Annotated in this window: 24 protein-coding genes; 17 read left to right on the forward strand and 7 right to left on the reverse strand. The window is 39.1% G+C overall.

The features are described from left to right. Positions 1-219 precede the first annotated feature (219 nt). Together V6E90_RS06725 and V6E90_RS06730 are read left to right on the forward strand one after the other, a co-directional pair. Positions 220-1,050 carry an alpha/beta fold hydrolase gene (locus tag V6E90_RS06725; RefSeq protein ID WP_332604890.1) on the forward strand — a complete coding sequence of 277 codons (831 nt, stop codon included), beginning with the start codon at positions 220-222 and terminating at the stop codon, positions 1,048-1,050. Between the two features lie 156 nt (positions 1,051-1,206). Beyond that, positions 1,207-2,445, forward strand: a complete 1,239-nt coding sequence (locus tag V6E90_RS06730; protein WP_016540088.1) for an NADH:flavin oxidoreductase/NADH oxidase family protein — start codon at positions 1,207-1,209, stop codon at positions 2,443-2,445. A 177-nt stretch (positions 2,446-2,622) separates the two neighbouring features. Here the strand turns inward: V6E90_RS06730 and V6E90_RS06735 are convergent, their stop codons facing one another. The 3 genes from V6E90_RS06735 to V6E90_RS06745 all read right to left on the reverse strand — a co-directional run bounded on the left by V6E90_RS06735 (position 2,623) and on the right by V6E90_RS06745 (position 5,190). Beyond that, positions 2,623-3,669 (reverse strand): acetoacetate decarboxylase, encoded by a 1,047-nt coding sequence (locus V6E90_RS06735; protein ID WP_332604891.1) that lies wholly within the window; start codon positions 3,667-3,669, stop codon positions 2,623-2,625. Between the two features lie 200 nt (positions 3,670-3,869). Beyond that, positions 3,870-4,670 (reverse strand): type 1 glutamine amidotransferase domain-containing protein, encoded by an 801-nt coding sequence (locus V6E90_RS06740; protein ID WP_332604892.1) that lies wholly within the window; start codon positions 4,668-4,670, stop codon positions 3,870-3,872. 106 nt (positions 4,671-4,776) lie between these two features. Further along, entirely contained in the window at positions 4,777-5,190 is a 414-nt protein-coding gene (locus V6E90_RS06745; RefSeq protein WP_016540092.1) for a MerR family transcriptional regulator, read from the reverse strand. A gap of 92 nt (positions 5,191-5,282) precedes the next feature. Between V6E90_RS06745 and V6E90_RS06750 the strand changes: the two genes are divergently transcribed. After that, positions 5,283-5,975, forward strand: a complete 693-nt coding sequence (locus V6E90_RS06750) for a type 1 glutamine amidotransferase domain-containing protein (protein WP_065341961.1) — start codon at positions 5,283-5,285, stop codon at positions 5,973-5,975. Between the two features lie 93 nt (positions 5,976-6,068). On the opposite strand, the gene V6E90_RS06755 is transcribed toward V6E90_RS06750, so the two are convergent. Further along, on the reverse strand, positions 6,069-6,776 hold the full coding sequence (locus V6E90_RS06755) for an FMN-dependent NADH-azoreductase (RefSeq protein WP_332604893.1): 708 nt from the start codon (positions 6,774-6,776) through the stop codon (positions 6,069-6,071). 128 nt (positions 6,777-6,904) lie between these two features. Between V6E90_RS06755 and V6E90_RS06760 the strand changes: the two genes are divergently transcribed. The 10 genes from V6E90_RS06760 (at position 6,905) to V6E90_RS06805 (ending at position 18,172) form a co-directional block, all read left to right on the forward strand. Beyond that, a complete protein-coding gene (locus tag V6E90_RS06760; RefSeq protein ID WP_332604894.1) occupies positions 6,905-7,762 on the forward strand; it encodes a LysR family transcriptional regulator in 858 nt (285 codons plus the stop codon). A gap of 151 nt (positions 7,763-7,913) precedes the next feature. Then, on the forward strand, positions 7,914-8,435 hold the full coding sequence (locus tag V6E90_RS06765) for a sigma-70 family RNA polymerase sigma factor (protein ID WP_171068267.1): 522 nt from the start codon (positions 7,914-7,916) through the stop codon (positions 8,433-8,435). Next, positions 8,436-9,440, forward strand: a complete 1,005-nt coding sequence (locus V6E90_RS06770; protein ID WP_065341958.1) for a FecR family protein — start codon at positions 8,436-8,438, stop codon at positions 9,438-9,440. A gap of 205 nt (positions 9,441-9,645) precedes the next feature. Then, a complete protein-coding gene (locus V6E90_RS06775) occupies positions 9,646-12,804 on the forward strand; it encodes a TonB-dependent receptor domain-containing protein (RefSeq protein WP_442881254.1) in 3,159 nt (1,052 codons plus the stop codon). Between the two features lie 187 nt (positions 12,805-12,991). Continuing rightward, positions 12,992-13,783: a Slam-dependent surface lipoprotein gene (locus V6E90_RS06780; protein ID WP_016540099.1), complete on the forward strand. Its 792-nt coding sequence runs from the start codon at positions 12,992-12,994 to the stop codon at positions 13,781-13,783. Positions 13,784-13,863: 80 nt separating this feature from the next. Beyond that, positions 13,864-15,354, forward strand: coding sequence for a surface lipoprotein assembly modifier (locus tag V6E90_RS06785; protein ID WP_332604896.1), 1,491 nt, complete (start codon positions 13,864-13,866; stop codon positions 15,352-15,354). Positions 15,355-15,365: 11 nt separating this feature from the next. Then, positions 15,366-16,277 (forward strand): energy transducer TonB, encoded by a 912-nt coding sequence (locus tag V6E90_RS06790; RefSeq protein WP_332604897.1) that lies wholly within the window; start codon positions 15,366-15,368, stop codon positions 16,275-16,277. Between the two features lie 32 nt (positions 16,278-16,309). Further along, the gene (locus tag V6E90_RS06795) at positions 16,310-16,909 is read left to right on the forward strand and encodes a biliverdin-producing heme oxygenase (RefSeq protein WP_141669868.1); all 600 of its coding nucleotides are present in this window, start codon (positions 16,310-16,312) and stop codon (positions 16,907-16,909) included. A 28-nt stretch (positions 16,910-16,937) separates the two neighbouring features. Further along, positions 16,938-17,384 (forward strand): YbaN family protein, encoded by a 447-nt coding sequence (locus V6E90_RS06800; RefSeq protein ID WP_332604898.1) that lies wholly within the window; start codon positions 16,938-16,940, stop codon positions 17,382-17,384. A 113-nt stretch (positions 17,385-17,497) separates the two neighbouring features. After that, on the forward strand, positions 17,498-18,172 hold the full coding sequence (locus V6E90_RS06805; protein WP_016540104.1) for a YjjG family noncanonical pyrimidine nucleotidase: 675 nt from the start codon (positions 17,498-17,500) through the stop codon (positions 18,170-18,172). Here the strand turns inward: V6E90_RS06805 and V6E90_RS06810 are convergent. Then, positions 18,167-18,598 (reverse strand): hypothetical protein, encoded by a 432-nt coding sequence (locus tag V6E90_RS06810; RefSeq protein ID WP_332604899.1) that lies wholly within the window; start codon positions 18,596-18,598, stop codon positions 18,167-18,169. The genes V6E90_RS06805 and V6E90_RS06810 overlap by 6 nt on opposite strands. 161 nt (positions 18,599-18,759) lie before the next feature. Here V6E90_RS06810 and mhpT point away from each other — a divergent pair, with 161 nt between their 5' ends. After that, entirely contained in the window at positions 18,760-20,022 is a 1,263-nt protein-coding gene (mhpT, locus tag V6E90_RS06815; RefSeq protein WP_332604900.1) for a 3-(3-hydroxy-phenyl)propionate transporter MhpT, read from the forward strand. 58 nt (positions 20,023-20,080) lie between these two features. On the opposite strand, the gene V6E90_RS06820 is transcribed toward mhpT, so the two are convergent. Both V6E90_RS06820 and V6E90_RS06825 read right to left on the reverse strand, forming a co-directional pair. After that, on the reverse strand, positions 20,081-20,512 hold the full coding sequence (locus tag V6E90_RS06820; RefSeq protein ID WP_332604901.1) for an SRPBCC family protein: 432 nt from the start codon (positions 20,510-20,512) through the stop codon (positions 20,081-20,083). Between the two features lie 160 nt (positions 20,513-20,672). After that, a complete protein-coding gene (locus tag V6E90_RS06825; RefSeq protein WP_332604902.1) occupies positions 20,673-21,707 on the reverse strand; it encodes an AraC family transcriptional regulator in 1,035 nt (344 codons plus the stop codon). Between the two features lie 100 nt (positions 21,708-21,807). Between V6E90_RS06825 and V6E90_RS06830 the strand changes: the two genes are divergently transcribed. From V6E90_RS06830 to V6E90_RS06840, 3 genes are all read left to right on the forward strand, one after another. Beyond that, a complete protein-coding gene (locus V6E90_RS06830; RefSeq protein WP_332604903.1) occupies positions 21,808-22,884 on the forward strand; it encodes an alpha/beta hydrolase in 1,077 nt (358 codons plus the stop codon). 602 nt (positions 22,885-23,486) lie between these two features. Further along, positions 23,487-24,266 (forward strand): hypothetical protein, encoded by a 780-nt coding sequence (locus V6E90_RS06835; protein ID WP_332604904.1) that lies wholly within the window; start codon positions 23,487-23,489, stop codon positions 24,264-24,266. Between the two features lie 459 nt (positions 24,267-24,725). Further along, on the forward strand, positions 24,726-25,667 hold the full coding sequence (locus V6E90_RS06840) for a type II toxin-antitoxin system HicB family antitoxin (protein ID WP_332604905.1): 942 nt from the start codon (positions 24,726-24,728) through the stop codon (positions 25,665-25,667). Positions 25,668-25,950 lie beyond the last annotated feature (283 nt).

The raw sequence follows: 25,950 nt of genomic DNA on the forward strand, positions 1-25,950 counted from the left end.
TCAATGAATAAGTCTATTGATCATCTATTTATTTTTTAATCATTAAATTACATTTTTGTTATCAGAATGGGACTAATTATGTTGACCTTAAAGCTAACTTTAACCTTAGTATAGAGTCACTATCCATGCGGATAGTTTGAAAAATATGTGATTCCATGAACATTGATTACAACATAAATCAGAACTCGACAGTGTAAATCTTACACAGGAGAAACAAAGATGGCTTACATTACGACAAAAGATGGTGTAGATATTTTTTATAAAGATTGGGGACCTCGCGATGCACAGGTCTTATTTTTTCATCATGGTTGGCCACTCAGTTCAGATGATTGGGATGCGCAACTGTTATTCTTTTTGAATGAAGGTTTCCGTGTCGTGGCACATGATCGTCGTGGTCATGGTCGTTCAAGTCAGGTTTGGGATGGCCATGATATGGATCACTATGCAGATGATGTCGCTGCGGTGGTACAACATCTCGGTATCAAAAATGCGGTGCATATTGGTCACTCAACAGGTGGTGGTGAAGTGGCTCACTATATTGCACGACATGGTGAAGCAAATGTTTCTAAGGCCGTTTTGGTCAGTGCGGTTCCGCCAATTATGGTGAAAACAGCCAATAATCCAAATGGGTTACCGAAAGAAGTCTTCGACGATTTGCAAAACCAATTATTTAAAAACCGTTCGCAATTTTACTATGATTTACCTGCAGGTCCTTTCTATGGATTTAACCGTCCAGATGCAAATCCATCTGAGCCAGTAATCTGGAATTGGTGGCGCCAAGGCATGATGGGCGGTGCCAAAGCACATTATGATGGGATTGTGGCTTTTTCTCAGACTGATTTTACTGAGGATTTAAAAAAGATTTCAGTCCCTGTACTGGTGATGCATGGTGACGATGATCAGGTTGTACCTTATGAAAACTCTGGGGTATTGTCTGCAAAGTTGGTACAAAATGGGACTTTAAAAACCTATAAAGGTTTCTCACATGGGATGCTCACGGTCAATGCGGATGTGATTAATCCAGATCTATTGGCATTTATCCGCCCATAAGTGTGATTGATTATATTGAAGTTTAAACTGGAAAAGAGGGGCATTTATGCCTCTCTTTTTTATTCTAAGAATGTATATATAAAGGGAAATAAAACCGCTTGACATTAAAGTTTACTTTAATCTTAAAGTAAATACATCGTCAAAGAGGTGACAAAAATGAAAGTATTTGAAAAATTAGTTTTCCCAAATGGTTCACATATCCGCAATCGCATTGCAAAAGCTGCAATGGAAGAAAACATGGCGGATTTAAATCATGCGCCATCTGAAGAATTGATGCGTTTATACCAAGCTTGGGCTGACGGTGGTGCTGGTTTGATTATCACGGGTAATGTGATGGTGGATCGTCGTGCCATGACTGGGCCTGGTGGTGTGGTTCTGGAAGATGAAAAATATTTGGATATGTTCAAACGCTGGGCGCAAATTGGCCGTTCTAAGGGGGCGCAAGTGTGGTTGCAAATTAACCATCCTGGTCGTCAAATGCAAGCCAATTTAGGTCAAGAAACTTGGGCACCTTCAGCAGTTGCCTTGGATTTAGGTAAAATGTCAGATCGTTTTAATACGCCGATTGAAATGACCCAAGACATGATTGATGAAGTGATCCAACGTTTTGCTAATACTGCACGATTGGGAGAAAAAGCCGGTTTTACTGGTGTTGAAATCCATGCAGCACATGGTTATTTACTCAGTCAATTTCTTTCGCCCTTGAGCAATCAACGTCAAGATCAATGGGGCGGTTCTTTAGAAAACCGTGCGCGTATTTTGATCGAGATTGTCAAAGCAGTGCGTGCTGTAGTTTCAGACACTTTTACAGTAGCTGTGAAGCTGAATTCTGCCGACTTCCAACGTGGTGGTTTTAGTGCTGAAGATGCGCGACAAGTGGTTATGATGCTCAACCTACAGGCTGTTGATTTAGTTGAGTTATCGGGTGGTAGCTATGAAGCTCCAGCCATGCAAGGTCAGGCACGCGATGGTCGTACCTTGGCGCGTGAAGCTTATTTCTTAGAATTTGCTCAAGAGATTGGCAAAGTAGCCAGCATGCCTGTAATGGTGACTGGGGGAATCCGTCGTAAACAAGTGGCTGAACAAGTCATTGAAAGTGGTGTCGATATGGTTGGGATTGCGACAGCACTCGCGATTGACCCCAACCTCCCAAATGAGTGGAAACAAGGGCAAAATAACGCACCTGAACTCAAACCGATCAGATGGGAAAATAAAACTTTAGCATCGCTTGCCAACATGGCAACAGTGAAATTCCAGTTACGTAAACTCAGTCTGGGTAAAACCACCAATCCAAAGGTATCTCCAATCTGGGCATTGGCGTTACAGCAAACAGCAATGACTTGCCGTACGCACCAATATAAAAAAAGGATGCGTACATATTCATTTGCTTCATAAGAGAATAAGCTGGCAATGCTAAGGCAATAAATAGCTTGACCGAGCAAAAGCCAATTGCAGAACAATCTGTCATTGGCTTTTTTTATTGGCAAGTGATTAAAAATATTGGAAAGGAAAAAGTGATTTCTGACCATAAAAAATCCGCTTTATTTAGAAAGCGGATTTTTTCTTATACATCTATTTTGTATTCTCTTTAACTTTATCCAACGTAGGAAAAGGAACGGGCATATTGAGTGCCAATTGCGCATCTTTTACGACATCTAAACGTAAGATCTTGTTTGCACCTAAGTCATCCAGTAATTTGCTCAGTGGGCCACCACTTCGAATAAGCTGCACATTTTTAGGAAATAGCTTCTGCCCAAATGCAAGCGTATTCGATTCCACAGAGGTGCTGTGCCATTTACCATCAACTAACTGATACATAGTTTTGGTTTCAATTCGTGATTGTGGTTTTACTGTTTTAATCTTAGGCAGAGGAGCTGTCAGACTTAAATCAGGCTTGCCATCGGTATTAAAAATATGGGCTTGTAGGTCGTGGTTACCAATTTTCATATCTATTGGTGTTAACCATTTAGGTAATTGATAACCATAAACCCCACGAACACGGGCAATTTCAGTATTTACGGGTAAAGCAAGTACATGTCCATAATATTGGTGCTTACGCATGGAACTCAGTAATTCAGTGCTATTAAAGTGATGTGCACCGGGCTGACGAACAACAATGGCAACAGAGACCTCATCATAGGGATCGACATCACCCACGGCATAAGAGAAGAAAGTCAATGAAACTAAGCCATACCCAGGGAGCGGCTGTAAAGGTTCAAGTGGAGCGGGGAGTTTAGCTTTTAATTTTGCAATAGGCGCTAACATCAATACTTGAACATTACTGGTTCGATAATAGAAATTCGGTGACCAGACTTGACCTACTCGGGTATCAACCAGCTTTTTAGGAATACTACGGAAGTAATCAATATTGCCTGCTGCAGGGTCTTTGGCTACTTCATCTAAGTCTGGATTCATACGGAAGCGATCATAATAGCCGCCTTTCGGCACATTGACTTTATAGGGACCAAACTCAACGACAGTCGTTTGCTTTGTATTTGGAGCGGTAAGATCGTTTGTGGTGGTATTGATTGGGGCCTCAGTTGCATAGCTTGCTGTACCGAGTAAGAAGCTGATGGATATCGTAACGATGTTACGAGTTAAAGCAAAATTGTTGAACATGATCATGTTCCTCCTATTAACCTAAAACAAATGCTAAGATTAAAGCTCACTTTAAGGTCAAGTGTTTTAAAGGAAGAAAATCAATCAACAGAGGAAGTTGAATAGATCAGATATTCAATCGAGGGCAATAAAGAGGGTTTTGGGGCAATTTAATATGATAAAAAAGCCAGCTCTTTTGAACTGGCTTTTCATTAAAGTTTTTAATTCAAGGTTTTTAACCGTTCGACAACAGCGACTGCAATTTCCTTACTGGATTGTGGATTTTGTCCAGTGATAATCCGATCATCAGCAATCACATAAGATGTAAAGGGTAAGAAACTACGCTTATACTTTGCGCCGCGTGCGACCAATCCATCTTGCAACGAGAAAGGAACTTGGGACTTAATCCCTGATAAGGTCTCTTCAATATTGGCAAAGCCTGTAACCGTACGACCTGCAATAAGTGCTTTACCCGTTGGGGTTTGAAGCGGCAATAACCCACCTACACCATGACATACTGCAGATACAACACCGCCTTGCTGATAAATCTTTTCGCTGATCTGCTTTAGGCTTTGGTTGTTGGGAAAATCCCACATGGTGCCATGTCCACCCGTGTAATAAATTGCTTTATAGCGGGAGGGATCAATGGCATTGGGAGCTAGTGTATTGCTTAAGCGCTGCATAAACTGAGGATCAGCCAGATGTTTTTTTGCGGATTGATCCACATAAATTGACTTGAGACTACGCTCATCTAAGGGTACTGCACCACCTTGTGGGCTGACAAAATCCATTTTATAACCAGCAGTTTGTGCAACATCGTAAAAATGGGTGAGTTCGGTCAGCCATAATCCAGTGTGATCTGAGCGGGTAGGATAAGCAGAATGGTTGGTCATGACCACTAAGATCTTGCCTTTGATTTCAGATTGCTGCTTCGCAATGTCAGCGGCATAAACGGTATTACTTGCTAACATCAGCATCAAAATATTGATCAACCAATTATTAAAATTCCACGCTTTAAACATGACAGGCTCCTCATTGATTACCTGAGATAAATGCTATGTTTAAAGTTGGGTTTAAGGTCAAGCGCTTTTATCGATGTTTGATCAATGGCTTTTTTGGATACCGTGCTTAGGTTTTATCTTTAGCGTAGTAAAGATTAAGTAAGCGCTGCGCATTTTCCTCACAGGTAATTTCATCAGGCTTATTATTAATGGCCATAATCATCAACTGTAGATTTTGTTTACTGATTGCTAGTTTTTGTTCAAGTTCTTCAATATCTTTGATTTTACTCTCGAGCAGGCCAATTAAAATATCATGGTTCCATGTTGTGACATTGGAAGGAAGAAAAGATTTAATTTCTGTCAAAGAAAAGCCAACTTGTTGTGCCTGCTGGATCAGGAATAACTGTTTCAGATCATTTTCGCTATATTCACGATAACCATTGGATTTTCGTTTTGCCTTTGGAAGCAGCTTGATTTGTTCATAATAACGAATTGTTGGCGTGCTTAAACCACTTTGTTTTGATAATTCGCTGATATTCATCTGACTGTTTTCCTCTTGACATTCAAGTAAACTTTAAGCTTATAGTGGTGTAAAAGCAAGCCTGACAATAAAGTTAAAAACTGAGGTGAAAGATGTCAAAACGTATCCTACATGTTGTAACCAATGTCCCTGAGTATGAAGGCATTAATCGACCGACTGGACTGTGGTTGGGGGAACTTACCCATGCCTATGATGAGTTTGAAAAGCATAATTATATTCAAGATATTGTTAGTCCAAACGGCGGCTTATCGCCAATAGAACCTAAATCATTAGAGCGTTTCGTTGCTGATGCCTCTGTATTAAAACGCAAAAATGATCCCGCATTTATGCAACTGCTTGAAACGACCAAAAAACCTTCAGAGGTTAATTGGCAAGATTATGATGCAATCTATTATACAGGTGGTCATGGTGTGATGTGGGACTTCCTTGATAATGCTGAATTGCAAGACATCACTAAAAATATCTATGAAAAAGGCGGTATTGTTGCCAGTGTCTGTCATGGGTATTGTGGATTGCTTAATGTTCGACTTTCTACGGGACAGTATTTAATTGCTGGGAAAAAGCTAACAGGTTTTGCCTGGTGTGAAGAAGTATTGGCAGGTGTGGCGAAAAAAGTCCCTTATAATGCCGAAGAACTTGCTAAACAACGTGGTGCTCTCTATGAAAGAAAATTCATTCCGTTTGTACCGAATGTAGTACGCGATGCCAACTTGATTACAGGACAAAATCCATTTTCAGCACGTCTGACAGCTTTTGCAATGATTGATGCTTTAGAAGCGAAATAATTGGCTGCTTTCCAGATGAATAAAGTGATTTGAATGTCACTTTATTCATAGTCTTCTAGTATCAAACGTGCCGTATTTGCTTAGATAATGATTTTATTGATATTCAATCGGTTGTGCTAGACGCTGTTGTTGAATCAGTCTCAATTTCAATTCTACTGCAAGAGCATCTGCTTGATCTAATGCATATGCTAGCGAGTTTTGATGACGAATATCTGCAAATTCTTGATATTCGGATGCAATTTCATCGATATGCTCAACCCCTAAATATTTACTTAAGGTTCGCAAATGTGGGACGAGATGACTTTGATTAGCACGAATCCCATCGGCGTCAAAACCAAATTCACCACTTGAGGTAATGATGACCAGACGTTTACCTGATAGTAAGGGTTGGAGTGGAAAATCTCCACGGGCCAGATCAAAATCAAAAGTTTTATGGATACGGATGATTTGATCAAACCATGCTTTTAATTGTGCAGGCATACCATAGTTATACATCGGTGATGAAATCACAATAAGATCGGCTGCTGAAACTTCGGCAATCAGTTGGTCAGATAAAGCTAAGATTTCCTTCTGCTCAGTTGTTCTTTTTTCTTCTGGGGTAAACACAGCACCAATCCAGTCTTGATTAATAAAAGCGGGTGGATTCATGCCTACATCACGATAAATATACTCATCTATCGTATATTGCTTTTGTAATGCATTGATAAAGTGTTTCGCGATATTTTTTGAAATAGAGTTATGATGTGGATTCGGGTTGAAAGCAGCTCGAACACTGGCATCAATATGTAATAGGCTCGTCATAACAGGCACTCTAGATATAAAAAAGATAAACTTATCTTAAGTAGCCGTTGCAGACTGGACAAACGAGTAAATTGCAGCTATGAATGAGTCTAATTCATCTATAAAGCTAGTTTATGGGGCATTATAAAATGCAGGTTTCCCTACAAGCCTTGAAGGCATTTGAAGCTGCCGCTCGTTTAGGTAGTTTTAAGTTGGCTGCGGAAGAGTTATCACTCACACCGACGGCGATTTCACATCACATTGGTAATCTGGAAAACCGTTTAAATGTGGATTTATTTTATCGGCAGGTTCGAAAAATTAGTTTAACTGAGACTGGAGAGAAATTAGCGAGTGCCATATCAAATGGGTTTCGTACCATTGAAGATGCTTTGGAAGAGGTGAGCACTGCCAGTCGAGTGATTAAAATCACCACCACGTCTTCACTGGCCGCAATGGTTTTAATTCCCGCCATGCATGATTTTTCAAAAATGCACCCAGAAATCTCAGTGGAAATTTCGACAGGTGAAAGTTTGGAAAATCATTTATATGCACTGCCAATTCGCTATGGGGCTGTGGCATCTGTTTGCTCTACAGATATTATTAAATATGAGTCATTTAATGTATTTGCAGCCGCAGGGCTATTTAGAGAGAATTGGGCTGAACAGTCTACTACGCTGTTTAACACCGAATGGAAAAATAAGAATTTGCCTAAACCGCCATTGCAAACATGGCTTGAGAAAAATACTTTTGAGGGAAAAAGCATAACTGTGCAGCACTTTGACCAAGAAATTTTTGGTATTCAAGAAGCACTGATGGCCAATGGATTAGTATTTTGCTCAAACACATTGATCAGTCGATTAATACAGGCAAAATTGATGCAAACACTAGCAACTGAAAGTGTGCAATCCGAATTATGTTATTACATTCCAGACAAAGAACAATTAAAGCGTAGAAATAGGCATATGAATGAACTGATTTTTTGGGTAGAAGCATTGTTGAATCAATGATTTATTTTTTGTTTCTGTATTCTAAGAGCGGTGGAATATTCAACTTGTGCTTATAAAAATAACAGTCAATACAAGTTTGTCAGATTCTTGCTTGATTTTACAAATGATAATTATTATCATTTAAGCATACTTTGTTTTGAGTCAGATGATCGTGAACAAAACCCCTATGCTTGTAGATCAGTTATACAGAAACCATAGAGGCTGGCTTCATCAATGGCTGAGACAAAAATTAGGTAATACCGATCAAGCTGCGGACTTGGTACAAGATACCTTTATAAAATTGTTGCAAACACGTGATGAACTTTTTGGGATTAAAGAACCACGTGCCTATCTCACTTCGATTGCCAAAAACTTACTCATCGATCAGGTACGTCGTAAAAAAATCGAACAAGCCTATTTGGATGGTTTAAGCCAAATGGAGTATATGCTGGATGGTGTGGCTTCACCAGAAGAGCAAATGCAGATTATTCAAGCGCTCGACCAAATGTGTAAAGCCTTAGAAGATGTCTCTGCAAAAGCGCAACAAGCGTTTATATTACATTATCTAGAAGGTTACACGCATAAAGAAACAGCTGAGCAGTTGGGTGTTTCGACCAAAATGATTCAAAAATATCTAGCCAGTTGTTTAATTCGTTGTTATCAGGCTCGTTTAGAAATGGATGTCAGTATTTAAATGGCAATGGATAAGCAGGAGCATCAGCAACTGGTTGAGGAAGCTGCATTATGGATTGTACAGCTCAGTTCAGATGATGAGCCGACCCGAAAAAATGCGCAATTAAAGTTTAATCAATGGAAACAGAACAGCCAACAACATCAAAAAATTGCAGCTGATATTGAGCAGTGTCTTTGTTCGATTCAAAACGTATCCCAAAGCACGCAGCATAAAAAAGTGGTCAAGTCAGCACTTAAAGCAGGTCTGGGTTCAGCGAAAACCTATAAGCATCTGAGGGTGGGGAGTGCTTTTGCGATTGCTTTGGTTGCAGTCAGTGGCAGCATTTTTTATTTTTCAGATTACTCTATTGCTTATGTAACAGCAGACATTCAGGGCAATTCAGCACAATGGACTACACAAACCTTGCAAGATGGTTCCCGTTTAATCTTGCGTGGCAAAAGTGCAGTCAATATCGATTTCCAAGCCAATCAACGCGTTGTGGAATTGGTGCAGGGACAAATTTATGTAGATGTCGCTAAAGACCCACATAGACCGTTTTTAGTTAAAACCAAACATGGGCAGATTCAGGCACTTGGGACTGCTTTTAGTGTGAACTATGCGCCTACTGTAACCGAGTTAAAAATGTTGCATTCTCGGGTCCGGGTGCAAGCAGCAAATGTGTATTCCAAACAACAAGTGATTGTGAGTGCAGGACAGGCTGTGAGTATGAATCAGGATGGAGTGCAGCCTATTTCAGCACTCAATATTTATAATGAACAGCAAAAGTGGAATAAACATCAGTTGATGGTAGAGGATTTACCACTCGATCAGGTGTTAAAAGAATTAGACCAAAATTATAAAGGTAAAATCCTATTTAATGCTGAAGCTTTAAGTCATATCCAAGTGAATGCCGTTTTGCCCTTGGATCAGACACAGGATGCACTCAAATTATTGGCAACCGTCTTTCCAAATTTAAAGGTTTATCAAATTACACCTTATCTCATTGTTATCTCTTCAAAAAAATAATCAATAAATAACAGGTGTGGGTGTCTTGAATATCTACATTCAAAAAAATTAAATTTTTTTTAGCATTTTGGTTCCACTTTTTTTAAAGCTGTTCGTCATAGTAAGTAGAAGCAATAAATTTGGGATCATTTTACTTCAATAGATTTAATGATTCTTATTTACATTTACTGGGGCGGGAAAAATGAAGAAAGTCGGAGAGGGTCAAATGCGAAGTCGGAACTTATTTCGATTTTCAACACTCGCATTTGCTATACATACAGCATGTATTGCAAGTTTAGCTTTACCCATGCAACATGCTTATGCAGAAACCGTTGTGGCAAAATCTTATAGTATTCCTGCAGGAACTTTGGCCAATGTATTGAATCAGTTTGCTGAACAATCGGGGACATCAATTGCCATTGATGCGCAGCAATTAAAAGGGCAACACAGTTCAGGATTAAAAGGCAGCTATGCATTAGAGCAAGGTTTTCAGCATATTTTAGCCTCTTCAGCATTTTATGCAGTCAAAGTCGGACAAGGCTATACACTGGTCAAAAAGACAGCTAAAAATAGCAATCTATCTGCAAGTGCAGCGGCCACTACGATGAATCATACATCTTCAACTCAAGCTCAAGATGATGAAATCGCTGTTCGTTTAACACCACTGGTGGTCTATGGTCAAGAAGATCGTGATACGCAAGGCAGCAACAGAGTTTATGATGCCAATCGGTCTTCTGTTTATGCAGGCAAAGACTATATTGAGCGCTTTAAAGGCACCAATCCTGCCGATGTTTTACAAGGTATGGTTGGGGTTTATAGTGGTGATGCCCGTAATAGCGGTGCTTTAGATCCGAGTGTACGTGGTGTGCAAGGGGTAGGTCGAGTGCCCTTAACCATTGATGGTACTGAGCAGTCGATTGCGGTGTGGCGTGGTTACAATGGGGTGAATAACCGAAATTATATTGATCCAAATCTGATTGCGGGCATTGAAGTCATTAAAGGCCCATCACTGGAACGGAATACTACAACCTCAGTCGGTGGTGGTGTTGTGGTCAAGACCTTAGAAGCTGATGATATTGTTCGTCCAGGTAAAACCTTTGGCGCAGAATTAAAAGTAGAAGGTTCTACCAACTCCATTGATCCTTCATTGCCCGACATGAGTAAAATCGGCAAGAATTATAATGATACGACGCCGTGGGAAGATATTAATGGTCAAAAATACGATCCAGATATTTATAAAAAGAACCGCACTCGCAATGATAATTCTAACTTCTCGGGAGATGATTTAGCAGGCCGACTGGCATTGGCAATGAAACAAGATAAATTTGATTTATTGGCTGTTTATGCTGTTCGTGAAAGAGGCAACTATTTTTCAGGCACACATGGAGCCGGCTATTACAAACGGGCTGAACCAAGCAATAGTCTTGATTTTATTCCATATTTCGCTCATTCCTATAAGCCTGGCAATGAAGTACCGAATACCTCAAGTCAGATGGAGTCTTGGCTATTTAAGGCTGGTTATCGACCAAGCGATGATCAAGCACTGAAATTCACTTATCGAGATACCAAAAATAGATTTGGTGAGATCATGCCTTCACGAATCGAATGGGGACTCACCCCTGAAATTGGTGTACCGCAATGGCCACTTAGTGACATTCGTTCTAAAGCCTACAGCTTAGAATATAAGTTTAAACCTGAGACCAATCAGTGGGTCGATTTCTATGCCAATATTTGGCAAACCGATACTGAAAGCGAAACTTACACACGGGGTGGATGGCCAACGATTATTGATTTCAGAGATAATCGTCTGATCAATACAGCAATCAGTCACTCAGACAACCGACGTCAAGGCATTAGTATCAGTAATAAAGCACAATTAACTGGTCAGCTCGATTTAACTTTAGGCGGAAGCTTCTTAAAAGAAAAGCTCACTTCTGATGATATTTATGGTGAATACGGCCCAAGTTATTCCTTATATCAGGCTTTACCTCGTGCGGGGCGCCGTGAAGAAAAGACCTTTGATTTTAATTTCAACTATCGACCAGCTTCTTGGTTAAGCTTTGATGCGGGTATGCGTTATCGCTCTTATTGGGCTTTTGATGACTTCTTAAATAAATCGATCAGAGATGGTATTGATCCCTCTTTAAATCCGTTATTTACCAAGAAAAGTAAAGTCAAAGAATACAACTTTGAATATCGAACCATGCCTGAGAGTTATGATGCTCAGCAACAACGTATGCTAAACCTTTTAACGCAACGTTATGCAGCCAACAATCCTGATTGGGATGGCCGTTTAGAAACAGTGCCTGCATCAGAAACGGCCTTGTACAGCCGGATTTGGTCACAGAAAAATACACTCACTTGGAAAGCTGATGAAAATGGTCATTTGGCCCTAGCCGATAATATATTAAACCAACTGAATGCCTTAGGGCAGAAGTATGTGGTGATCGGCAGTGGTTTCCAACCTGTTGTAATTGAGCAAACTCCGATTGAATCGGCTCAGAAAGTAAAAGACAGTGGTTGGGCACCTCAACTTGGCGCATCTATTCATTTGACTGAAAACAATCGGCTTTATATACGCTATGCAGAGGAATATCGCTTACCAAGCTTATTTGAAAGTACGGTCGGCTTCTCGGCGATGATGCCATCTCAAGCAATTAAACCCGAACATGCGTTTAATTATGAGGTGGGTTATGTTTATGACATGCGTAACTGGCTCAGTTCAGCTCGCAATGCCGATATTAAATTGGCCTATTACTACAACAAAACCAAAAACGTAATTGAGCGAAATCAAAATCTGATTTTTACCAATATGGATGAGCAAAAGCTTTCTGGCCTTGAGTTGCAAAGCCGTTTTGACAATGGTGCTTTCTTTACCGATTTAAGCATGGCTTATAACCTTAAAAATGAAGTCTGTGACAGTAATAGCGCCATTAATAAAATGATTAATAGCGGCACAATACAAACAGATCAAGGTATTCAATTCCGCGATGCTTATCAACGTTGCGTCGATGATGGTTTTCCGAATGGCTATCTCGTGACGATGTCGACACCTGAACTCAGCGCACATGCTTTATTCGGCGCGCGCTTTCTAGATGAAAGGCTTGAGCTTGGTGCGCGAGCAACTTTCTACAAAGGCTATGAAAGTCCATTACGTAAAAATAATGATGCAGGTATCAATAAAGGCTATTACCTCAATGTGCCTCTTGCTTGGGATGATACGTGGATTTTTGATGCCTATGCACGCTATCAAGTTGATACCTATAACACAGTTGAATTTGTTGGAAATAATCTTTCGAACCAATTTTATATCGATCCTTTAACTCGCAGTGCGATGGCTGCACCAGGCCGTACCTTGAAAGTCAGCTGGACCACCAAGTTTTAACACAGAATTTAATTCCAACTTTCTAATGAGTCGGGATTAGATAAAGGTAAATAATGATATTGAATGATTATTATTTACAAAACCAGGGGCGGTTATAGATCTTACTGTTCCTATAACTAAATAGATAACGATAGCGTTATCTTTATTGAAACAATAACTTAGCTTTAGAAAAATGGAGTAACAATAAATGAAAATCTCTCAACTGTTCATCGGTCTTGTTGCATGTTCTGCTGTGTTTGCACATGCAGGTATTGATGGTGCTTCAAGTAATGAAAACAATATCATTATTGGTGCTGCTGCAAATGCCAGCCACCCAGGTGGTGCAGCAGCCGTTTCTGTACAAGCGGCTGGTGCACCCTACAATGCATTTACAGGTTTTAGCTCGTTAAAAGGTTTGGCACAAGCGTTCACTGCACGCGGTGCAAGCAATACTGATGTTACTGTCGGTAGCAAAACTTTTAATATCTCCCATATTCCTGTTTCGGCAATGCCACCTTCACATAGTGCCTTAGGTAATTTCAATTTTGGTCAGGTGGGCTCACAGGAAGTCTATTTTGGTGAATGGTGGAAAGCGGGTGATACAGCAGCAAGTGCAAGTCATACTGTTTATTACGCAGGTGACAATACCAATACTACAGTACCAACCTCTGGTACGGCGACTTATACCGTTGCAGGGATTAATGGTTCAGCAACCAATCTGCTAAGTGGTAATTTAACTGCTAACTTTGGTGCAGGTACTTTAGAAGGATCATTAACTGGAACAGGGACTGCTGTTTCAAGCTTAAGCTTAAATGGTGTGACATTTAATCCAGGTACTGCGGCATTCAGTGGCGGCGCTAGTGCAAATGGTACGGCTGGGCTAAATAATTCAGGTATTGTTCAAGGACACTTCTTTGGTGCAAATGCCGCAGCTTTAGCGGGTATTGCCGAGTTTAACAATGCTGCTTATAACACTGCCTTTGGTGGTGCGAAAAACTAATCAGGGTGAAAGGAATCTACAGCAGTAGATTCCTTTTTCTTGTTTATGACTGAATGATTTTTTACTTTTTTACGGTTTTTATGAAAAGAACATTGCTGTGCTGTTTGATTTTATTGGCGAATTCATCACTCTACGCAGATGATGAGACACAACTTCGCCTGAATCAAAACTTGGATCAGAATTTATTACAACAACAGCACCAACTACAACAACAAGGGGCAATTCGGAGCACCGATGAACTACCGAATATTGTGATTAATGGTCAAGTATTCGAAGTTGCAAAAAATCAAGATGACCTCGCAAAAGCTTTATATTTGGCGGTCATGCAAAAGCAATGGGGTAATGCTGCTGTTTATCTAAAGCATTATCAACAATATGATGGCTATGACCAAGCATTAACAGATTTTGCCGAGGGAGCATTGGCTCGTGCGCAAGGCCAGCTCATATTAGCCGAACAAAAATTTCAAAGCAGCCTCAATAAACAACCGAATAACCTTATTTGTGAACTTGAGTTAGCGCGCGTGCTGTTTGAACAGCAGAAGAACAAACAAGCAGCACGCCTTTTTACATCGATTCAAAACAAATTGGGGCTGAGTGATCGTGGTGTGATTCCACCAGAGGTTGAACAAACGGTTAATCTGTTTGTCAAAGCACTTGATCAACGTGATGCATGGCAAGGCAGTGTCGCAATTGGTCCATCCTATGCCACGAATCTGAATAGTTCTTCTGAACAAAGCAAAGCATGGACGCTATATGGCTTTGACAAAGATGGTAAGGTCATTCCTGTTAGAGAAATTACCCGCAGTAGCCCTAAAGCTGAGTCGGCTACAGGTGTGGACTATGAAGCCAGTTTAATGAAACGCTTTTCTCTGTATGGCAATCATGGGCTCTCCTTACGTGGTTTGGCTTATGGACAGTCTTATGACGATCGTGCCGACTTTAATGAATCCACCCTCAATATCAATGCTGGCTATAGTTTTTTTGATTTAAAAAATCAAATCACCATTGCACCGTTATTTGAGCACAAACGTTATGCCAATGATGGCCTATACAATGCTTGGGGCGCGCGCGCAGAATGGATGCGATTCATTTCCGCTGATAAAGCACTCAAGCTTGAAGCTGAAATCAAAGATTTAAATTATCAAAAATATAAGACCCTAGATGGTAAAGAAAGTTCAGCTATGCTGACCTTTTGGAAGATTCTACCTGAACAATGGACCTTATTTGGTGGCTTGGATGTCTTAGATCATGATACCCAAGAAGAATACATGGCGGCGTACCAGCAACAAGGTGTTCGTTTAGGTCTGAGTAAATCGTGGAGTGCTGGCTTTAATACCACTTTATTCAGTTTGTATCGTTGGCGGCAGTTTGATCGTTACGTGGCGGCATTTCAAACACGCCGTCAAGATTTTGAGCAAAACTACACCTTTGTGTTGCAAATGCCTCGTTTCAAATTCTATGGTGTGACGCCGAATCTAACCTATCGCTATAACCGTAATAACAGCAATGTGGATTGGTTATATTCCTATGACAAACACAATGTCAGCCTAAAACTTGAGCACCGTTTTTAGGGGGAATGGCGATGAAATCAAAATTCCTATATCCGCGCTATGACTTTAGTACAAAAGGACCACCTATTCGGATTTGGGCACTTTCGCAGCGTAAGTTAATCATTGTGACAGTGGTCATTGTTTTACATTTACTTGGATTGTGGTCGTTGAGCCATTTTATTGAGCCTTATACTTTGGCAGCTTCACCCAAAGTGAATGCGTTGAAAGTTCATTTTGTGTCTTTATCAGCTTCAGAACGTGCATCTCCTCAAGCAACTGCAAAAGTTGAAGTTGCCCAAACATCAACAATACCCGTATTAGAAAAACAAACAAGCACTCGCGCTGCTCCGACCCATACTGAAAACACAGAGCAAAAAGTGATAAGCAGTCAGAGTGCTGTGCATGAAGTGGCTAAGCAACAAAGCAGCCACAAAGTTGCGAGTTTAGCTGCGAAGTCTACAGCAGCAATAGCGGCTCAAGTGTCTGAAAATAAAGTGAAGCAAGATACCCAAGCGGATCAATCTTCGCAGATGTTGACAGAAAATCTGCTCAGTTCGAAACAACAAATAGGGCAGGCTCAATCCCAGTCGGGTGGTGTAAATACAGCAGCACAACAGGAATTGGCTCGTGCGCCGGAAAGCCAAGTTGATCGTGATGAACCTGTTCAAGTCAGTAGTGTTGATGTATTGAGCTTTGGCAAGCTTGCTTACGATGATCGGGAACTTAAACAACAAAATCGTGTGGTTGAATTACGGCTACGCATCAATGAAAACGGTCAGCCCATCGAAATTCAAATCAAACAAAGTTCAGGGATTAGCAGCCTAGATCAGCGTGTTTTACAAGCCGCTCGCCAGTCCAAATTCAAACCTTACAAGATCAATGGTCGCGCTGTGGCCGTTGTGGTGGATTTCCCCGTGCAACTTAAACTCAGTCGGAGTCGTTAACCGATGAGTCCTATTCCTTTTCTAGGAGAATGATGATGAACGCAGCAACAGAGCAAATGATTGCCAATAGCCTTTCTCAGCGGTTAAAGCAGGAAACAGCGGCAGAACATGAGCGTATGCACCAGTTAATGGCGCAAGCAGATGTATTTTCAAGCAAGGAGAAATACGCTCAATTTACCTTGTCACAATATTATTTCCAGCAGGAAATAGAACATCTTTTTGAACAAGAAGGCGTCGCTGGACTGATTCCCGATTTAGGAATTCGTGGCCGTTCTAAACAAGCCTTTGATGACTTGCAGGATTTGGGTATTCAGCCCGCAGGTCAGACATTACAAAGTGCAGAAGTCAAATTGCCTGAAGCACTGGGTTGGATCTATGTGTCAGAAGGTTCGACTTTAGGTGCTGCATTTCTGTTTAAACAAGCGCAGAAGCAGTTAGGTTTCTCCGAAACATTTGCAGCACGCAATTTGGCGGCTTATCCAGAAGGTCGGGCGAAAGTGTGGAAACGCTTTGTTGAAGCACTTGATGAGGCTGCTTTTGATCAAGATTTGCAAGATCGCGTGGTACAAGGCGCACTGGATGCATTTGACTATTTTGGTAAAGCATTGAACCAGCTCGACGAATTGAAATAAGTGTTGAGGCAGTAAAAGCTTATTCAATATGGAGAACACTAATCGCATGGATAATCAAATGAAAACAGATACCTTATCATCAACACCACAGCCAGCTAGCAAGTTAGCACGTTCAGTGTGGTGGCGATTATTGTTTATCTGTCTGGCTTGGCTATGCATCGGTTTAGGGATTGTTGGGATTTTTATTCCTGGCCTACCAACGGTTGATTTCATTCTGTTGGCAGTGTTCTTTGCCGCTCGAGGCTCTGAAAAGCTGCATCAATGGTTCCTCAACCATCGCTTAATAGGCCCAATCATCCAAGAGTGGCAAGAAAACCGACGTATCCCCAAAAAAGCAAAATATATCTCGACCGTCAGTATGAGTATTGCTGCGGGTGTTATGATCTGGACTATTCCACATCCATGGGTGGTCTATCCACTGATTGCCTGTATGGCAACAGTATTGATCTGGATGTGGATGCGGGATAAAGATTGAGAGCATTATCATCAGCGAATATCGACTATTGGGCAGGCCGCATCGGCTTGCTCTTTTATTACTCGGTATAATAAACTTATCTCAATATTTGCTTCGGTTGTAAGATTGCTCTGATGTACAAGGCTATATTCTTTGATATTGATGATACTTTGCTGAATTTTAGTGTCGCTAACCGCGCTGCTTTTATTCAATCTTTCGCTGAATTTAATTTAGATCATGATGATTTGACCTATTCTACCTATAAAGCCATTAATCATCATTTGTGGGAAAAGCAGAAGCTAGGTCAAATTACCGTACAAGATGTAATTAATAATCGATTTAAAGAATTATTCCGAGCATTAAATGTTGAACTTAATCATGATCATTTCCGTGATACTTTTCAGGGAAATTTAGCCAAAGAGCATACGCTCGAAGCTGGCGCTGCTGAAGCTATTCATTATTTAAGTCAAAAATATAAGCTCTTTGCAGCATCCAATAGTATTCTCAGTCAACAAAGAGCTCGTTTAGGTTTGGCTGGTTTATTGCCACATTTCTCTGATTTATATATTTCAGATGACATTGGTTATGAAAAACCGGATCAGCGTTTTTTTGAAACATGTCTGCATAGAAGCCAGATCGCTAAAGAAGACGTCCTGTTCATTGGGGATAGTCTTGAAGCTGATATGAAAGGTGCTGCTTCTTGCCAGATCTCGACCTGTTGGTATAACCCGAAAAATCTACCGAACAAATTAGCCTTAGATCTGACTCATACCATTCAACATTTATCTGATTTGGTCAGGATTTTATAAATCAATGCGATCTGGCTGATGGGGTTTAAGATGAATTAAAATCAGCCAGTAACAGACCGCTGGAATGAGGGCGATAAACCAAGCAAAAACATCAGCATAGACCAGCCACCATTGCTTCGGGAGTTGGCCTGTATACCCCCAGCCTAAAAGAATAAAAAAGGGTGCCGCAACGACTAATGAGCTTAAGCAGATTGTGAGAAAATTTAGATATTGATATCGGTTTAAGATAAGCGAGAACAAGAATGAAAATGGAACGGTTAAAAGGCAATAAGCCAAATAAACCAGAAGATGCCCAACAATAACTGCAAATATAGAACCCAATTTAAATTCATTGTTCATGAGAATAAATAGCACAGCCATAAAGCAAAGTAAGGGAATTGGGGCCAATAACAGCGATTTTAAAATGATCTTTTTATTATATTTCAAATGAAATTCCTCAAGCTGTATGATTACATATTGCATAACTTTAATACATATTGCGTAACTATATTCGCTCTGCTAGTCTTTTTAGCGACTTAAAGGATATTTAAATCTATATTTGGAATTTTAGATAGATAAACTGGAAGAATCAAAAAGGGAAGATAACAATGTTAAAAGAGACCAATATAGAGACTGAGTCATCAAAACAAGCAATTGTGATTACACTGATCCTATGTTTCATTTTTGCCATTATTGAAGGGTTTGATCTGCAATCTATGGGGGTTGCTGCACCGCGGATGAAAGCAGAAATGCTATTAAACAGTGCTGAGATGGGGTGGGTATTTAGTGCTGCCGTATTAGGCACATTACCTGGGGCATTGATTGCAGGACGAATTGCAGACTCGATTGGACGCAAGAAAGTTTTCATCACCTCGATTGCCGTTTTTGGTCTAATGTCCTTATTGACACCTTTTACCAAAGATTTGAATTCCTTACTTTTAGTCCGTTTTCTGACTGGTTTGGGCATGGGTGGGGCTTTACCGATTGTCATTACGATGGTTTCTGAAGCAGTACCTGAAAAATATAAAGCAACAGCGGTCAGTGCCATGTACTGTGGTATGCCAATCGGCGGGGTCTTAACCTCAGTGGTGGCTTTATCTCTAACCGCAGATCACGAATGGCGTCATATCTTTTATATTGGCGGGATTGCCCCCTTAATTCTGGTTCCTATTCTTATTTTGTTTTTACCTGAATCAAAAGCATATTTAAACAAAATCCCTCAGGTCACAACACAAAAACAAAGTGTACTGACCATACTTTTTGCCAAACCACGTGTGCTGGTGACCTCTAGTCTATGGCTCAGCTTTTTTGGTACGTTACTGGTTTTAGCATTGTTTCAGAATTGGTTACCGACGTTAATCTCGGGACTAGGACTCAATAAACAACAAGCCAGTTATATTCAGATTGGTTTTAATTTAGGAGGTTCTATCGGTGTATTGATTTTAGGTTTGATGCTGGATCGACTCAATAAATTTTTTATTGTTGCCAGTGTTTATGCGGGCATTTTGGCTTCTTTAATTGGTTTAGCTTATTCCAATAGCGTGTCGAGTTTTATCTTGTTTGCGACAAGTTGCGGAATGTTTGTGATTGGTTGCCAGTCAATTTTATATACCTTAGCAGCAAAATATTATCCAACTGAAATGCGAGGCACAGGAGTGGGGGCTGCTGTTGCTATAGGACGCTTAGGCGCTTTTGCTGGTCCGTTAGTAGCAGGTTATTTATTGGGTACAGGTCAAAGTGAAATTGTGGTGATTGCATCGAGTATTCCAATGATTTTATTGGCCGCAATCTCTGCATTAATGTTGCTGCGTAAGCCAGAGCATTCAGTCAACCGGAAAGAACCTCTAGGCACGGTAACATCTTCACTTTAAACAAAGCGTAAAACCTTGACGGTGAAATAAACCGTCAAGGAGAGGCTTCTGAGCAGCATTAAAACTTCAGCTTTTTAAGCCCACGGTTGATACCATTTTGTAATGCAGCCTTAATAATTGGACCAATGAATGGAAGTCGACCTTTAAAACTAATGGTGTAATCCAATCGAGTGCGATTCGCGCCTAAATCGCTAAACTTCATGATTCCTCGATGTGCTTTAATTGGACTAATGCCGCTGGTAATTGCATATTCAATCAATTCATTTTCTTGATAGACCAAGTTGGTTTCAATAAAAGAAGGGGCTAAAGGGATAGACAGTTTTCGTGCAGAACCCACGCCATTTCGTGCATCCTTACCATTACTGATTCGCGTGATTTTTGCAGGTGCAAAGATTTTACTGAGGTTTTCATGTTCACTGAGCACTGCAAAGACCTTGTCTACTGGCGCATTGAATTCTTGTATTATCTTAACTTGTTGTGTTTTTAGCATATTGGAACCCTTCCAAATAAATTGACATAGTGTATTGTCAGTATTTAGATATTAGCATGTATTTTATCCATTCTGAATTTTACTTGGTCGGAAATTCGCATGCTTTTCTATACAACTCAGTCATATCTATTTCCGGACTGAGAATGGCCGACATTTCATATTATGATTGTTTTCGTTCTTTGAGTGATTGGCTTGGTGCAATCCCAGTCCAACGCTTATAAGCTTGTGAAAAAGTAGATAAATCAGAAAAACCAAGTTGCTCAGCGACCTGAGTGAGGCTTAACTTTCCTGATAAAAGTTCATTGGCACGTTGATGTAATACTTCATTTTGAATCAATCTAAACGAGGTGTTTTCTTCTTGTAAACGTCTTTTTAAGGTACGTTCACTGATATGCAATTTGCTGGCAATGTCAGTTAGGGTAAGAAGCTTGCCAGGCGGTGCATTGCTTAAAAAGTCACGGACAATCATAGTGGTGGTCAAAGTGGTATGCCGTTGATTAATCAGTTCCGAACATAAACGTTCACACATAGCCGCAGTATTTGCATTGGCATGCGGTAGTGGCTGGTTTAATTGAGCTGCGTCGAACTTTAATTCATTACTTTTTTGCTCAAATAAAATCGGTGCCTTTAAAAAATGCTGCGGCAGTTCTGTGAAAGATTGCTGTGGTTGAGGGTTTTTAAGATGAAAGGCATCAAATTGAAAGCAAGCTTCATAAATATCGCTAATGACTCTCGAGGTAGCCGCCATCGCACGTGCAATGACAAACTGTTGTAATTCTATTGAGAGGCTGGCGGGTTCGGTAAAATGTATAATAGCGTGTTGTTTTTCCAAACGGAAACTGATTTTAACAAAGGTATAAGTTAGGGGAAGATAACGCTTTGCTAATTTAAATGCATCTAAGCCTGTTGCACTACTCATGAGAGCATAACCCAAAATGCCATAAGTGGTCAGTTTATGCTGAAAGCCAACAATCAAGCCTAAAGTTGTTGTATCGATTGCCAAGTGCTGAGTTAAATTTGTAATCACGGCAATCTCTTGCTCAGCGCTCACAACACAGTTGGCATCATTTAATCTGTTCAGGTTTAATCCAGTTCCAAGCAAGAGCAAACTTTTTTGTAGATGTTGGCGTTCCGCTAATTCGAGCAACAACTGCACACTGGAAGGTGCACGTAGATAATCTTGAAACTCAAACATTGATTGGCCTAAAAACTAAACTCCATGTCCCAATCTAGCATGGCTGTATCGTTGCTAAAAGCCTAAGATTTGATTATCCGATATGAGGCAACAACAAGATATGAATACCATTCAATATGTAAATTCGGTCAGTTTGGTACGTCAATATATCCAAAAATTAGGTGTAGGCATCTTGATGATGTGTGCAGTCAGTAGTTCTTTTGCCAAAGAAATAAAAGTGGGAGATACCGCAATGACCTATCAAAACCAAATCGCTTGGCAGCAAATCGAACAATTTCTTCCTCAACAATTCCATATTCCAAAAGATCAGTTGCCGAAGGAAGAGTGGTGGGCATGGAGAGGCAACAATATTCATTTAGATACCTATCGAAATCCACAGGCAAAAATCAAAGTGATTTTATTTCATGGTGTTGGAACCAATGGCCGACAGATGTCGATGATTCTCGGTAAGCCTTTGGCCGATCGTGGTTATGAAACCATTGCGATTGATATGCCAGGTTATGGTATGACCCAAGTCGGCAAAGGCAACTTGATTCGATATGAAGATTGGGTACAGGCAGGCAGCGACCTAATTGATCTTGAATTGGCCAAAGATAATCGCCCAATTGTACTTTATGGTTTGAGTGCTGGTGGAATGCTGACTTACCATGTAGCTGCCAAGAATAAAAAAGTAAAGGCAATTGTAGGAATGACTTTTCTTGATACAAGTAACCAAGTGGTGAAAGACACGGTTGCAAGTAACTTATTTATGAGCCGTGTCGGTACGCCTTTGGCACATTGGAGCGCAAAGACACCATTGGCTTCAATGCGTTTTCCGATGAGCTGGGCCAGTAAAATGAGTACGTTAGTAAATAACAAAGCAGCTTTAAAGGTGTTTATGAAAGATAAAACCTCAGCGGGTAACGCTGTTTCATTGGCCTTTTTAGATTCATATATTCACTATAAACCAGAGGTAGCAGCTGAAGATTTTGATGTGAGTCCGATTCTATTGACTCAACCTGCTCAAGACCGTTGGACACCGCTTGATTTAAGTACACCTTTTCTAAGCCGTATACATAAGGTGCCTGTTAAAACGGTGATGTTAGAAAATGCAGGGCATTATCCTTTAGAACAGCCTGGTTTATCACAAATGGTGGATGCGATTGATCAGTTTTACCAAAGCACGATCAATAAATAGCAATAAGATAAGTTGAAAGACATATAGTTTGAGATTTAAATCTTAAATAAAATTAATTGTCTTTAGCAGATTATGACATACGATCTCAACTACTTTTTGCTAGGTTGAGATTTATCTTAAACTTGTGTCAAACAAGTTAAGATTTTTCCCTTTTGCAAAGTTTGTCAGTTATCCACATAATTTAGAGTAATGGTTTAATTGAAACAACTTTTAATGGGAAAGAGAGTATATGAAGGTCATAATATTCAACAAGGGAAATATTCCATCAAATGAGAAAATATATCAAAACTTCTTCCTTAAGTTGAATAATTATCTAATTATTTATTAGGTGGTATTCTAACTTTAATGAGTTTAAAAACAAAATTAAGACAAGATTTTTAATAAAATATTTTGACGGATTGAAAGTAATTAGAATAATCTTTATAAGTGTGGTTCTTTCAGTTTTGATTAGTTGCTTTATAAGGTAAAATGAATTGTCGGAAACCAATACTAACTATTGTAAAAACACTAGATGCAGTGAAAGTAAGGAATTTTAAATCAATAAAAGTAAAGTAATTCAAAAGCTCATCAATTAATGAGCTTTGCTTTAATAGAGAAATAATATGAATTTAGGCATTTGTAAGCTATGTTGTGAAGAAAAGGAGCTACAACGCTCACATGTAATTGGAAAAACTGTTTTTAGTCGTATTTTACGAAAGTCGGTAGGCAATGCAGGAATAAGTATTTGTTTAAAATATAATAAAATATCAAAGAGTAATGATACTTGGGATTCCAAACTTTTATGTAAATCTTGTGAATCATTTTTTAATCGTAAATTTGAAGATTATTCAATTCATGTATTAAGAAAAGAACAAAAAGGTGTAGATGCAACTGAAAGTGATCTTGGGATTTTTTTTAAAAATATAAATCAATATCGCTTAATTCTTTATATTTGTTCAATTTATTGGCGAGCAGCTTATTCAAGTCATGAGTGTTATAACGGGATAGTAATTGAAAGGGAAATAAGTCAGTATTTAATCAATGTATTTAAAGATAAATGTGATTTAAATCCTAAAATAATCTCAGCAAGAATAAGATTACTTGCCGATGAAAATGTAGGTAAATTATCAGAATACCCAGTTTCTATGATAGTAAATCCATATCATCGACTAACAGAAAAAGGTTATGTGTTTTGTATGGCTTTTGAGGGCTACTTTTTTGAATTGTTTATAAAATCTACTAGTTTTAAGGAGAGATTAAAGCCAGGTTACTTAAAACGAAAAGAAAAAACATTGTTCATCCCTTTGGTGTATATAAAAGACATACCTGAAATTTCCGAAATTATTAAGCAATCGAGGAGAATTCATGAAGACTCACCAGAAAAAGAAAAATATAGATTGTAAATACTCAAAACATTATATGATGAGAATATAAACTCGATTGTAAGTAGAATGAGAATTTGCATAGATAGGTGGTCATCTCAACAGTCGAATTCTTGAGAAAGATGTTTATTAATTTAATACTGTTGAAATTGATTCAGAGAAAAAGTCAGAATATTGGGGGCTCAGAAAATCTGAATGATGTAGGATCTCTGACTTGAATGGGTTGCGTTGGGAACGAAATAGATATCGTTAACGGATTGAGCAATACAGCCCTTTTTATTAAACGAGAATTATTAACAGAATTATCACTCCATGAATGAAAAAAATAAGATTATAGGAGTTATTTTTATCTTATTTGATATCAAATAGTTAGAAATTACTTTAAAAATTATAGAGTAAAAGTGGTTGAATTTAAAAAATTTATAATTAAGATAAAAATGGCATCTAATTTCTTTAAAAATAAGATAACTGGAGTTATAGGTGAAAAATTATACTGTACTTGTTAAAGTTACTGAATCTAAATCATTTTTTAGAAAAAATGTTTATGAAGCTGCTTTATTCGAGCATCCAAAAGTTATTGCAACTGGCTCAAGTTATGATGAAGTTGTAAATAAGATTCAAGAAAAAATACTTGAGTATTTCGATTTTCTCAGTGACCGAGGTGAAGATATTCCCGAACCAGCTGAGATGACCTCAATCATGTTTAAAAATCGTGATAAAGATGTGTTTTTTCACGTTATAAGTATTAATACGTCAGTATATAGCGAAAAAACAGAAAAAATTAATGTAACTATGCCGATTTCATTAACGAGAAAAGTAGATGATTTTTTAAAAGATAAAGTTCATAATACTAACCTTTTTTCATCAAGATCAGATTTCATTACAAAAGCCTGTAAACAATATCTACCTTTCGCGCAAAATTTGGCAGCCATTTTTAATAATGAAAAGAATTTTTCCGCTTTAAGATATAAAGAAGGAAATACAACTGATAATTGTTACAACTTATTAGAGTATCTAAATAATTCTTACTGTGATGAAGTTATTCTCTTTGCAACCCATCGTACGCCAAGTCACGGTTATAGTCATGATGATGGACCCGAGACAAATTTACCTCTAATGGGGGCAATGGCTAAACTTAATTTACCTGCTTTAAGAGATACATATATTATTTTTGATGGCCTTTTCTTGACGGCGCAAAGAAAGCCACGCTATAACGAAATCAAAGAAGTTCTCGATACTGCTGTATTAACAAATAAAACAAGCTTTATTCGGCATGCTGTCCCTTTTACATCTCAATTAGACTCTGTAGAAGCTATAAAGCTTCTAGGAGAATTCCCGCAAAATAAATTAACTCAAGATTCTAGACCAGAATTTTTCAATTTATTGAGTAATATTTCAGAAGCAAAATATGTAAATTTTTAAGCAGAAAAACAAGTAATCTTGGCGGAATAAATGTGATTTGATTAAGCCTTGCGTAACTAAATTCGTAATATGAGCTGGACGCATATTTAGAAAATTATTAGCTTCAGAAGAGGTAAAGAATTCTTTCTGACCTTCTATTACATAGCTGAGCTGTTTTTGCGGAATAGAACGCCAATATACTATACGCCGAACGGTTAAGGAGCCTGCCCTAATCCAATTATTTTGAAGTTCATTAATCTCATACTAATTGTCATTCAGCGAGGTCACACCTAAAAAAGACTAT

It is taken from the genome of Acinetobacter sp. ESBL14, from assembly GCF_036668815.1.
Taxonomy (GTDB): domain Bacteria; phylum Pseudomonadota; class Gammaproteobacteria; order Pseudomonadales; family Moraxellaceae; genus Acinetobacter; species Acinetobacter gyllenbergii.

Excerpts from the sequence above, each read along its gene's own strand:
- V6E90_RS06725 (WP_332604890.1), top strand. The coding sequence starts at position 220 with ATGGCTTACATTACGACAAAAGATGGTGTAGATATTTTTTATAAAGAT.
- V6E90_RS06730 (WP_016540088.1), top strand. The coding sequence starts at position 1,207 with ATGAAAGTATTTGAAAAATTAGTTTTCCCAAATGGTTCACATATCCGC.
- V6E90_RS06735 (WP_332604891.1), bottom strand. The coding sequence starts at position 3,669 with ATGTTCAACAATTTTGCTTTAACTCGTAACATCGTTACGATATCCATC.
- V6E90_RS06740 (WP_332604892.1), bottom strand. The coding sequence starts at position 4,670 with ATGTTTAAAGCGTGGAATTTTAATAATTGGTTGATCAATATTTTGATG.
- V6E90_RS06745 (WP_016540092.1), bottom strand. The coding sequence starts at position 5,190 with ATGAATATCAGCGAATTATCAAAACAAAGTGGTTTAAGCACGCCAACA.
- V6E90_RS06750 (WP_065341961.1), top strand. The coding sequence starts at position 5,283 with ATGTCAAAACGTATCCTACATGTTGTAACCAATGTCCCTGAGTATGAA.
- V6E90_RS06755 (WP_332604893.1), bottom strand. The coding sequence starts at position 6,776 with ATGACGAGCCTATTACATATTGATGCCAGTGTTCGAGCTGCTTTCAAC.
- V6E90_RS06760 (WP_332604894.1), top strand. The coding sequence starts at position 6,905 with ATGCAGGTTTCCCTACAAGCCTTGAAGGCATTTGAAGCTGCCGCTCGT.
- V6E90_RS06770 (WP_065341958.1), top strand. The coding sequence starts at position 8,436 with ATGGCAATGGATAAGCAGGAGCATCAGCAACTGGTTGAGGAAGCTGCA.
- V6E90_RS06775 (WP_442881254.1), top strand. The coding sequence starts at position 9,646 with ATGCGAAGTCGGAACTTATTTCGATTTTCAACACTCGCATTTGCTATA.
- V6E90_RS06780 (WP_016540099.1), top strand. The coding sequence starts at position 12,992 with ATGAAAATCTCTCAACTGTTCATCGGTCTTGTTGCATGTTCTGCTGTG.
- V6E90_RS06785 (WP_332604896.1), top strand. The coding sequence starts at position 13,864 with ATGAAAAGAACATTGCTGTGCTGTTTGATTTTATTGGCGAATTCATCA.
- V6E90_RS06790 (WP_332604897.1), top strand. The coding sequence starts at position 15,366 with ATGAAATCAAAATTCCTATATCCGCGCTATGACTTTAGTACAAAAGGA.
- V6E90_RS06795 (WP_141669868.1), top strand. The coding sequence starts at position 16,310 with ATGATGAACGCAGCAACAGAGCAAATGATTGCCAATAGCCTTTCTCAG.
- V6E90_RS06800 (WP_332604898.1), top strand. The coding sequence starts at position 16,938 with ATGGAGAACACTAATCGCATGGATAATCAAATGAAAACAGATACCTTA.
- V6E90_RS06805 (WP_016540104.1), top strand. The coding sequence starts at position 17,498 with ATGTACAAGGCTATATTCTTTGATATTGATGATACTTTGCTGAATTTT.
- mhpT (WP_332604900.1), top strand. The coding sequence starts at position 18,760 with ATGTTAAAAGAGACCAATATAGAGACTGAGTCATCAAAACAAGCAATT.
- V6E90_RS06820 (WP_332604901.1), bottom strand. The coding sequence starts at position 20,512 with ATGCTAAAAACACAACAAGTTAAGATAATACAAGAATTCAATGCGCCA.
- V6E90_RS06825 (WP_332604902.1), bottom strand. The coding sequence starts at position 21,707 with ATGTTTGAGTTTCAAGATTATCTACGTGCACCTTCCAGTGTGCAGTTG.
- V6E90_RS06830 (WP_332604903.1), top strand. The coding sequence starts at position 21,808 with ATGAATACCATTCAATATGTAAATTCGGTCAGTTTGGTACGTCAATAT.
- V6E90_RS06835 (WP_332604904.1), top strand. The coding sequence starts at position 23,487 with ATGAATTTAGGCATTTGTAAGCTATGTTGTGAAGAAAAGGAGCTACAA.